This is a genomic window from Flavihumibacter sp., from assembly GCF_036676075.1.
Taxonomy (GTDB): domain Bacteria; phylum Bacteroidota; class Bacteroidia; order Chitinophagales; family Chitinophagaceae; genus Flavihumibacter.
Genome location: NZ_JAKFDQ010000009.1, coordinates 365,887 through 376,107, shown reverse-complemented (window position 1 = coordinate 376,107; position 10,221 = coordinate 365,887). Strand labels below are relative to the sequence as shown.

Below are 10,221 nucleotides of genomic sequence, written 5' to 3'. Positions count from 1 at the left end.
CACAGGCCATTTAAAGTTTAAAAAGAGATTTATTAGTCCTGTTTAACTTTCTTGCCGTCTTCGTCTATCTTAGTCTTCGTATCGCCATCCTTGATCTTTATATCGCCATCCTTTTCAACTTTCATTTTGTAATCGTCGCCTTTGATCTTGTATTCATCTTCATCAGCTTTGATCTTCAGATCATCAGACAGGATATACTTTCCCTCACTGGTACGAACGATCTCTCCATTTACAACTTTTCCGTTGGCACCATACAAGGTATCATTTGATCTTGTGTCAACATAAAAAGTAACGGGATCACCAGTTTCTGCATTAACCATTTTACCGGTTGCATCATCTTTTTTTACTTCGATTGACTTTCCTGTTTCCAGGTCTACATAAGTAGCTTTAGAATCACTGCACGCTACAAATAAAAATGAACCTGCGGCGATTGTAAGGAAACTAAAAATTTGCTTTTTCATATTGTAATGATTTACTTGATTAAATAATAACGGGTATAAATTAACTGGATTTATTACCCTTGAGCATACCGATCAGCAGGAGTATAAATACTGCGCCACCTACGATCCAAACCCATGGTTGCATATACCAGGTTGGTTCTTTTTTAATATCGATATCAACATCGAGACCTTTATCCTGGGCAAACAAAACCAGGCTTGTCAGCAATCCGGATACACCAAGAATGGAGCTTTTAAAGATGTTTGAGATTTTCATTGTTAGTTGTTTTACCCAACAATAAAAAGAATCAGGCCTATTATGTATTAAGCCATATTAAGGTACAAAACTGTAGAATATAAACCCCACCTATTGCTTTCTAACCCTAATTAGTGTTCATTGAGGAAATGTTTACACGATATTTTAGGTGGTTTCCTGTTCAGCAGCCAGGATATTCTCTATACCGACTAGTAATGCATCGGGGGTAAATGAAATGCTGCTGATACCCTCTTCCACGAGGAAACGGGCGAATGCGGGATCATCGCTGGGTGCCTGTCCACAGAGTCCAACCGGTATTCCTGCAGCCCTTCCCCTCCTTATCACCTGGGCGATCATTTCTTTAGCGGCAGGGTCCTGCTCATTGAAGAGCCCGGATATTATAGATGAATCGCGGTCTATGCCCAGAGTTAACTGCGTTAGATCATTTGATCCGATGGAGAACCCGTCAAATAATTTTGCAAAAGTTGCGGCCTGGAGCACATTACTCGGAATTTCTGCCATCATATATATTTCAAGGGCGGGATCTTTTTTCCGGTCTAGCCCAAATGCTGCCATTACTTCCAAAACCTTCTCACCTTCCTGTACGGTTCGGCAGAAGGGTATCATGAGCTTCAGATTTGAAAGGCCCATTTTATTTCTGACCTTCTTCACCGCTTCACATTCTAGCCTGAATCCCTCGCGGTAAAGATCGTTATAGTACCTTGATGCACCTCTGAAGCCCAGCATTGGATTCTCTTCATGGGGTTCAAAATATTTTCCCCCTATCAGTCCTGCATACTCATTGGTCTTAAAATCACTCATTCTCAGAATAAGCGGCCGCGGAAAGAAAGCCGCTGCAATAAGGGCTATTCCCTCGGCCAGTTTATCAATGAAATAATCCCGGGGGTTTTCATAACCCATTGTAAGGCGGCTGATCTCCTTCCGCGTTTGTTCGTCCATTACCTTTTCGGGATTAACCAATGCCATGGGGTGAATCTTGACTGAATGTGTAATGATAAATTCCATCCGCATCAATCCCACCCCGTTATTTGGATAGAAAGAAAGTTGAAAGGCTTTTTCCGGATCGCCCAGTATCATCATCACTTTAGTATGAAGGGGCATGTCAATGGCTGACAGATCAATGGTTGTTTCTTCCCAGTTGAGTAGTCCCTCGTAAATGAAGCCGGTCTTGCCTTCGCAGCAGGAAACAGTGATCTCCTGACCGTCCTGAAGTTTTGAGGTAATATCATTACAACCCACTATGGCGGGTACGCCGAGCTCCCTGGCTACAATAGCGGCGTGACTGGTTCTTCCGCCTTTATTGGTGATGATGGCCGCTGATTTTTTCAGGATGGGATCCCAGTCCGGACTGGTATTATCAGTTACCACTATTTCGCCTTCCTGAAGTTTGAATGCCTGAGAAGGATCCGATAATAGTCGTGCCCTGCCTTTTGCTATTGATGAGCCCACTGCTTGTCCACTGGCGAGTACTTCTGAATGTTCTACCAGTTTATACTGGGTCATATGGGCAATATTCTGTTTTGACTGAACAGTTTCGGGCCGGGCCTGCAGAATATAAATGCGGTTGTCTTCACCATCTTTGGCCCATTCAATATCCATGGGCCTGTTGTAGAGTGATTCAATATCGAGGCACCATTTACCGAGGGTAATGATCTCTGATTCTGTGAGTACAAATTGCTGCTGCTTTTCGGCTGGAGTGATTTTCGAAACGGTACCTGTTACACCGTTCTCATCTTTTTCATAAACCAGCATGATCCCTTTATCGCCTTTCTTTTTTTCAAGTATGGGGTCAAGGTTTTTCTTTAGTGTTGGTTTGAAGAGCAGGAACTCATCAGGCGTTACCGTGCCCTGCACAATGGTTTCACCGAGTCCCCATACTCCACTGATATGGATAATATCCCGGAAACCTGATTCGGGTTCGAGGGTGAAGGCAATACCTGAGGCGGAGAGGTCAGACCTTACCATTTTCTGAATACCGGCGCTGAGAGCAACCTGTGAATGGGCATAATGATGGTGTTCGCGGTATTTGATTGCGCGATCGGTGTACAGCGATGCATAACAACGTTGAACAGCTTCCACTACTTCCTGTTCGCCGGAGATGTGCAGGTAGGATTCATGCTGCCCGGCGAAACTTGCATCGGGAAGATCTTCAGCGGTAGCACTACTTCTTACGGCAACTTCTTTACGGGTGCCGGAAATCAATTCGCGATAGGACTGTGCAATTTCACCACTCAGGTCGGGGGGCATTTGCGCTGAAAGAAAAAGTGAACGGATAGCAGCGCCGGTTTCTCCAAGGTTATGATAATCGGTACGGTCTAAACGGGCCAATGCATTGGCAACCGGCTTTTCCAACGCATTATAGGAAAGGAAATACCGGAAGGCCATAGCAGTTGTGGCAAATCCATCGGGCACCATTATTCCGGTAGAAGATAATGACCGGATCATTTCTCCCAGAGAGGCGTTCTTACCTCCCACCAGGGCAACATCTGTTGCTTTGATATCCTTAAATGGTATGGTAAAGCCTTTCATTGCTTTTTCACAATTTAGCTTATTCCTTACCGATACCCGATGATGACCGTCACGCCCATGGGTGAACTTTCTCAATTCATGGCGGCAAATACTCAACCCATACTTAATGGCATTTACCGCAGTATCAGTTCAGCTTAATTTTCCAGCTTAATTATAAACCTGATTAACCATTAGAAATTATCAACATGAAAAAGAAATTCCTGACAGCAGGTGCATTGGCGGTATTGTTAGTAACAGGTATTGTTGCCTGTTCTGACAGTGCCGGCAATACTGCAAAAGTTGCTGAAGCACCGGAAGAAGACATGCTTACAAGGGGAGAATACCTGGTGAATGCAATTGGCTGCGATGACTGTCATACTCCAAAGAATTTTGGTCCTAGGGGACCAGAACCTGATATGGCAAACCGATTTGCCGGTCACCTGGCCGACAGGCCCACAGGCCCTATCGATACTGCAGCTCTCTCAAAAGGATGGGCTTTATTCGGACCAGAACTAACGGTGGCTGTGGGCCCATGGGGTGTGAGCTATGCCGCTAATATCAGCTCAGACAGTACGGGCATAGGTGCATGGACGTTGGAGCAGTTTACCAAGTCACTCCGCGAAGGCAAGTATAAGGGACTTGATAATAGTCGCCCATTACTTCCACCCATGCCCTGGTATAATTTTGCGAAACTGAAGGACAATGATATTGAAGCAATTTTCACTTACCTGAAAGCATCCAAACCAGTAAAGAATGTAGTTCCTGCTTATAAGCCATTAAGCGCTTTATAAGACGCTACTTTTCATTGTGTGTGGCCCCATTTTTATGGGGCCTTTTTATTGGGTTAGATCGCGCAAAAAAAAGACGCCATGCACTTTAAAATGCAGGCGCCTTTTACACCAATCACCTATTACTACACTATGCCACCATAGCTTCTTCTGTTAATCCTGATTGTACTTTATTCCATCTCAACAGGGGTAAACCAGCAGACAAACGGTCTACCAATTGTTCAAATACTGGATAAGGTAAAGTGGAGCGGACAGATAATAACCAATCTGCGATCTCTTCATCATCCATATCCTTCACCATCCAGGTGCAGAGACTCAGCCATTCGGCCATTGTTTGCCGCCCTTCTATACGTTCCTGGATTTCCTGCAGATCTTCATCGGTATAATATGACCATAAAAGCGGGTTCAACATTTCTTCCTGCATCTTCATACTAAGGATCACCTGTTCGGCAAATCGCCTGAAACCAGCAGACAGCATATTAGCTGCGGACTTAACCCTGGACTTAGATCCTTTTGCATCTTCAATTCTGTTCATACGACGAAGGAGATTGTTCGCAGGTGAGTTTCTGCCATAGGTTTCTGCGGAGAAACATTCCGGCGCATTTTTATGATAGCGAAGAATGGCTGGAATAATATATCTGCTTTCTTCCTCGGCCTGACGATGACAATCGAGCACCAGCTCAGTAACCTGGTCAAATGTTTCCTGAACTTTAACAGCATCTGAAAAATCAGTGAACTGTATCAGCAAGCTGGTATCGAGCAGCAATGAACGAAGAGCTGCATGAGATGACTGAAAAATGTTGAACCTGCGCATGATCCTTAGTTTGACTTTTGTTTGTATTCAAACCCTTCCAAAATGAACTCCGTGAGTTTGTCGTGCTTTAGGATCTTCATCCTGGTTGGGTAATAACCTGATTCCTGGAATTTGGCGGGCTGTGGAATAGCCCTTTCAAAGCTGGCATTATCCAGAATAAATTGCCGCGTGATCATTGGCTCATAAAAGGTAACCTTACCGTTATAAGAACCCATGATAAATGTTTGGGTGAATGGTGCTCCATTCAATTCGGGTGAGGTAACATCGATCCAATGCCTTCCCATCTGAGGAACTCCACCAGGAGGAGAAAAATAATTCAGGGGGAAATATGCCTGGTCGGGCACATTGTTGAAACCATCCGGATTCACTTCAAATGGTGGAATAGCAAGCCGTGCAGCTTCATCCATCATGTAATAATGAAAATCGAAATGTGGAATCGTGTAAATGGGATCGGGCTCATGACCTGAAGGATTCCAATCGAGGCCCACATGCCTGAATGGTGTTGTTGCAATAGCTTTCGGATGAAGCTGCAGCGTTACACTGTTGGAATGATCATGATGACCACCGCCTTCATTGTCGGCCTCAACGGGAACATTCGCCATTACATCATCATCAATTGCAATTGCCAGTTTCTCAGGTGTACCCTGTTTAGACAATTGGATCCAGGTGAATGCCTTTCCCTGGTGGTAATTCACCACGGGGCCTTTGAAAATTCCACCGAAATTGTTCTCATCCTTTTCACAGGAGGTTAAGCCGGTAATAGCTCCGCTTAATAACACTAATAAAAAATACTTCTTCATACTGATCGATTTAAGGGTCCCGGATTTTAGTCCGGGGTTTTATTTGGTTTGGTTAATAAATCAGGGGGTCTGCCAATACTTTTTTTGTACCTGAATTTGTAAGCAATATCTCACTCACGAATCCTGCTGTAAGGCGAAGCGGGTCATAGGTTTTAAATTCACTTGCCAGTTCCTCCACGCGGCGACGGTAAGTATCATTTACAAGGATCATTTCAACCGCGCTGCGGATCTGCTGAGGCCGTGGATTTTCTGTCTTCAGATCAATACCCAATTTGAAATAGCCGATCCTGGCATTGATCTCATTTTTGCCTTCATGAACACCTGCAACAACCATGGGTAGCTGATGATCGATTCCCAGCATCACGCCACCATATCCGCCATTGGTAATATATACATCTGTATAGGGCATGATGTCATTAAAAGGAATAAAATCTTCTATGATGAAATTGGAATCAGGAAATTCATTACGCAGTTTATCTGTATCGCTTCCACCAGTTGTTACCACCACCAGGAAATTAGATTTCCTGAATGCATTCAGTGTTGGCACCAGCAGTTTGTTTACATCTTTCTCAACAGTTCCCTGCGTTACCAGTACTACCCTTTCGTAGGTATTGAGACGGGGATCAAACCATGTTTTTTGTGTCTGCTTTTTATTGTAAGGAAGAAGTGGCCCAATAAACCGAACATTCTCGCCGAGGTCACTCCGTTTGTATTCAAAAGATGGTGTACCGCTTTGAAGCAGCAGGGTGCTTTTGCGTACCATCATGTCAAATACATTCTCTTTCTGGTGAGGTATGAAATGTTCATCAAATATCTGATGCATCAACTCATTTGATTTACGGAACAACACCTTGTCGGCAAACCAGCGAAGCATAGCCTGCCTGGCACGGCCTGCCAATCCTGTGGCGGGATGCATTGCCAGGCCGGATGGTGCAAGATCTTTTGATGTTTCTGCAAGGGGCATGATACCTATAGAAAGGACGGGTATTTTCATTTTATCTTTAACAAAAGGAATTCCGGTGAACAGGCAATCTGCAATAAGCAGGTCAAAGGGAAACTCAGAATAGATATCCTTTATATCGGCATAATATTCTTCACCCCTGCGGATGAAAAAATGCTGGATATCGAAATTAAGTTTGCTGATCTTTCCTTTAATAAGCTTTCGTTCCGGGAAATGACTTTCCACCGTATCATTGTTTAATTCCATCGCTTTGTTAAAAGGATAATAAGGAATTTCAAGCCTGCGGATCTTGTCGGCGTAAAGGGCAGAACTGTACCAACGTACATCATAGCCCTGTTCTCTGAGGAAAACTGCCAACCCGGTGAGGGGGTTGAAATGCCCGTCGGCCGGCACATTGGCAAAAAGGATCCTCCTGGATGCTCTGGTCATCTTTAATTTCAATTGATAAGGTTATTAATAGGATACAATATTATATCCATTCATACCGTAAGGAAAGCAGTTCATACATGAACCGGTAAAATGCATGATTCAATTGTTATATTTGAGATACAGTAATTGTGAGACCGTTGAAAAAAATTGCCTGTATAATTTTGATTCTCCTGCTTTGTTCAAACAAGGAATTGGTTGCACAGGCTGCACGGCAATATTCCTTTACACACTATAACACTGCTAATGGACTTGCATCCAACCAGGTTTATAATATAACTCAGGATAAGTTGGGTTTTGTATGGCTGGCAACCGTAAATGGATTACAGCGTTTTGACGGGAAAGAGTTTATAACGTTCAGACATAACCGCAATATTGCAGGATCACTACCATCCAATAATGTGGCAGGAATATTTTCGGATAGTAAGGGAAGGTTCTGGGTGGTGAATGATGACAATAGTGTAGGACTTTTTCATACTTCCACATTTGAGTACCAGAATGTACCGGTTAATGCATCCCCTAAAACCTATAATATTTTCTTTCCTTACAGGTTACTGGAAGACTGGCGGGGTAAGATCATCCTGATGATCGTTACACAGGGGATCTTTGAGCTGGATGAAAACTCAATGGTCTTTAAACCTTCATCTCTAAGGGTACCCGAGAAATGGCATGTACTGGAGCTTGCGGCTGACAATTACAACAAATGTTATTGGTTGGGAGCTGATTCCGGAATAGCTCGAATTGATCCATTATCCGGAAGAATTTATACAGCTTCAAATAATACTATTAAAGACCCGATACTTGAAGCCTTTGGAAGGTTGGAGAATGTTGGCGGTATCAGGCCAGCGGTTGGGGGAAAAACATTCAGCTGTAATAACTGGCCACGCAATTCGGGTAATCCGCTTTTTCATTGGTATGACAGGCAAACAAGAAAGACCACTACACTTAATATTGGGAATTCACTCTTTCCCGGATACCATGAAATCAAGGGGCAATTTATTCAATCAAACGGACAGCTATGGGTCTATGGCCTGCCCTTTGCGGCATCTTATGATCCTGAATCAGAAAAATTAAATGTTATCGGGCAATCGGCAGCACAGGGATCACAACTGCGGTTTGACAATACCCATGACATGTTTGAAGACAGGCAACAGAATCTATGGATCGCCACCTCCGATGGTGTATATGTATTCAATCCCGTATCGCAACCATTCAACGCTTACCATCTGCTGCGCCCCGGCGCCACGCAGCCCAAGGAGGGTCCGGTTACAAATATTGTTCAACTCAGTAATGGAAATATCTGGGTGGCTACGTGGGGCAAGGGATTATATTCTTATGACCGGAATATGGCTCCTATTGCAGTTCCTGCTGCATTGGATAAATGGAAGGATGTATTGACCATCTGGTATATACACCAGCATAGTAAAACGGGGTTGGTGTTTATGGGAGAACAGGGAGGCGGACTTAAGATCTATGACCCCAGAACAGGAAAACTTTGGAATACATTGATGGAGGTATTTGAAAAGCGAACCATCCGTCAGATCACGGAAGATCATGAAGGCAATCTATGGTTCGGAACCCAGGGCGGACTGCTGGTGAAATGGGATCATGCGGAAAGTGGTGGCAACCCGGAGAAAGGGTATTCATCACTTATGCGTCTGGCCCTAATACAAAAGTTGTATACCGATACAGATGGAACGATTTGGATTGGGAGCCTCGGAAGGGGGCTATACCAACTTGATCCAAAAAAAGGAAAGATCCTTGATCATATTACCAGCAAAACGGGTGAGAACTGGCAACTCTGTACCGACTCTCCAACAGATATAATCCGCTACAATGACAGCCTGTTGATTGTTGCAGGTAATTCAGTCTCCATCCTCAATACAAAGAACAAAACATCCCAAATCATTTCCCTCGATGAGGGATTGCCCTCTAATACCGTTCATACAGTGCAGAAAGATACCAGCGGGATATTATGGCTGGGATTGCAGAATGGACTTTGCAGATGGAATTTTGAAAAAGGCAGGTTCACCCTTTTTGACCGCAGGGATGGAATCAGTTTTGATAATTTTACTTCAGGCGGAGCCTTTTCGCTCAACAAAAAACAACTTGCCTTCACAACGGGTCACAACTTTCTTGTGTTTGATCCATCCAGGGTATTGAATGCAACTGCTCCACCTAAGGTTACCCTAACTGATCTGCATGTGATGAACCGTCGTGTGCCCATTGATTCTATTTTACAGGAAGGTGAATTAAAACTGGATCCACAAAACAATTCTATTACTATAGATTATGCATCCCTTCAATTCCTTGATCATGACCAGTTAAGTTTTTATCACATGATGGAGGGGCTTGATAAGGATTGGGTAAAGTCGACCACCAACAAAGCCATTTATAATTATCTCCCTTACCGCAATTATACATTCAGGGTAAAATGTGTGAACGGTGATGGCGTTGACTCACGCGAGATCACCTCCCTTGACATACAGGTAAAGCCACCATTCTGGCGATCTTACTGGTTTCTGGGGATGATGGTGTTTTTGGGAGTTGGCTTTCTTTACTGGCTCGACAAACTAAGGATGCAGAAGTTAAGGGCAACCGAGAGTATACGCACAAGGATTGCCACCAGTCTCACGGAAGACCTTAGCAATTCACTTAGCAGTATAAATATTTCAAGTGAACTCGCTAAAACAAAGCTGGAGAATGACAGTCACCGTACCCGTGATTATATCCACCACATCAGCGAAACAAGTAACCGCATGACGCAGGCCATGTATGACATGGTATGGAGCATCAACCCGCATAATGACCAGATGCATAAAACTCTGGAGCGGATGAAGCATTATGCCACAGAACAGGAATCGATCTATAATATTAATATCACAATTGATGCAGACCCGTCTATTGCGGAGAAAGAATCGGATATGGAGCATCGTTATGAACTCTTATCCATTTTTAAGGAGGCTATTGCAAATGCAGTGAAGCATTCCGGGGGAAAGAATATACATGTTCAACTCCGGTTGAGAAAGCAAAAGCTATTGTTACTGGTTCAGGATGATGGAAAAGGATTTGAACTCACAACTGTTGCAAGGGGAAGAGGCATCAATGATATGAAACGCCGGGCGGAAGCAATTGGCGCGCAACTCAGCATACTTTCAGAGATCAATACCGGAACCCTGGTAAAGCTGGAAATGAATCTTAAGTATTAAA

The 10,221-nt window shown here is 43.8% G+C and carries 8 protein-coding genes; 2 read left to right on the top strand and 6 right to left on the bottom strand.

The genetic code is table 11. The features are described 5' to 3' along the window. Nucleotides 1–32: 32 nt before the first annotated feature. From V6M43_RS10420 to ppsA, 3 genes are all read right to left on the bottom strand, one after another. Nucleotides 33–461 carry a hypothetical protein gene (locus V6M43_RS10420; protein ID WP_332734983.1) on the bottom strand — a complete coding sequence of 143 codons (429 nt, stop codon included), beginning with the start codon at nt 459–461 and terminating at the stop codon, nt 33–35. Nucleotides 462–501: 40 nt separating this feature from the next. After that, complete coding sequence (locus V6M43_RS10415; protein ID WP_039132769.1) at nt 502–714, bottom strand: hypothetical protein; 213 nt, start codon at nt 712–714, stop codon at nt 502–504. 144 nt (nt 715–858) lie between these two features. After that, nucleotides 859–3,243, bottom strand: a complete 2,385-nt coding sequence (gene ppsA / locus V6M43_RS10410; RefSeq protein WP_332734980.1) for a phosphoenolpyruvate synthase — start codon at nt 3,241–3,243, stop codon at nt 859–861. Nucleotides 3,244–3,428: 185 nt separating this feature from the next. On the opposite strand from ppsA, the gene V6M43_RS10405 reads away from it, so the two are divergent. Further along, nucleotides 3,429–4,013 carry a diheme cytochrome c-553 gene (locus V6M43_RS10405; protein ID WP_332734978.1) on the top strand — a complete coding sequence of 195 codons (585 nt, stop codon included), beginning with the start codon at nt 3,429–3,431 and terminating at the stop codon, nt 4,011–4,013. Between the two features lie 127 nt (nt 4,014–4,140). Here V6M43_RS10405 and V6M43_RS10400 read toward each other — a convergent pair whose 3' ends face one another. Genes V6M43_RS10400 through V6M43_RS10390 form a run of 3 tightly spaced genes read right to left on the bottom strand, consistent with a single transcriptional unit; the run spans nt 4,141 to nt 7,014 of the window. After that, on the bottom strand, nt 4,141–4,824 hold the full coding sequence (locus tag V6M43_RS10400) for a hypothetical protein (RefSeq protein ID WP_332734976.1): 684 nt from the start codon (nt 4,822–4,824) through the stop codon (nt 4,141–4,143). A 5-nt stretch (nt 4,825–4,829) separates the two neighbouring features. Next, on the bottom strand, nt 4,830–5,624 hold the full coding sequence (locus tag V6M43_RS10395; RefSeq protein WP_332734974.1) for a hypothetical protein: 795 nt from the start codon (nt 5,622–5,624) through the stop codon (nt 4,830–4,832). Between the two features lie 52 nt (nt 5,625–5,676). After that, the gene (locus V6M43_RS10390) at nt 5,677–7,014 is read right to left on the bottom strand and encodes a glycosyltransferase (protein WP_332734972.1); all 1,338 of its coding nucleotides are present in this window, start codon (nt 7,012–7,014) and stop codon (nt 5,677–5,679) included. Between the two features lie 161 nt (nt 7,015–7,175). Between V6M43_RS10390 and V6M43_RS10385 the strand changes: the two genes are divergently transcribed. Beyond that, on the top strand, nt 7,176–10,220 hold the full coding sequence (locus tag V6M43_RS10385) for a ligand-binding sensor domain-containing protein (RefSeq protein WP_332734970.1): 3,045 nt from the start codon (nt 7,176–7,178) through the stop codon (nt 10,218–10,220). Nucleotide 10,221: the final 1 nt, after the last annotated feature.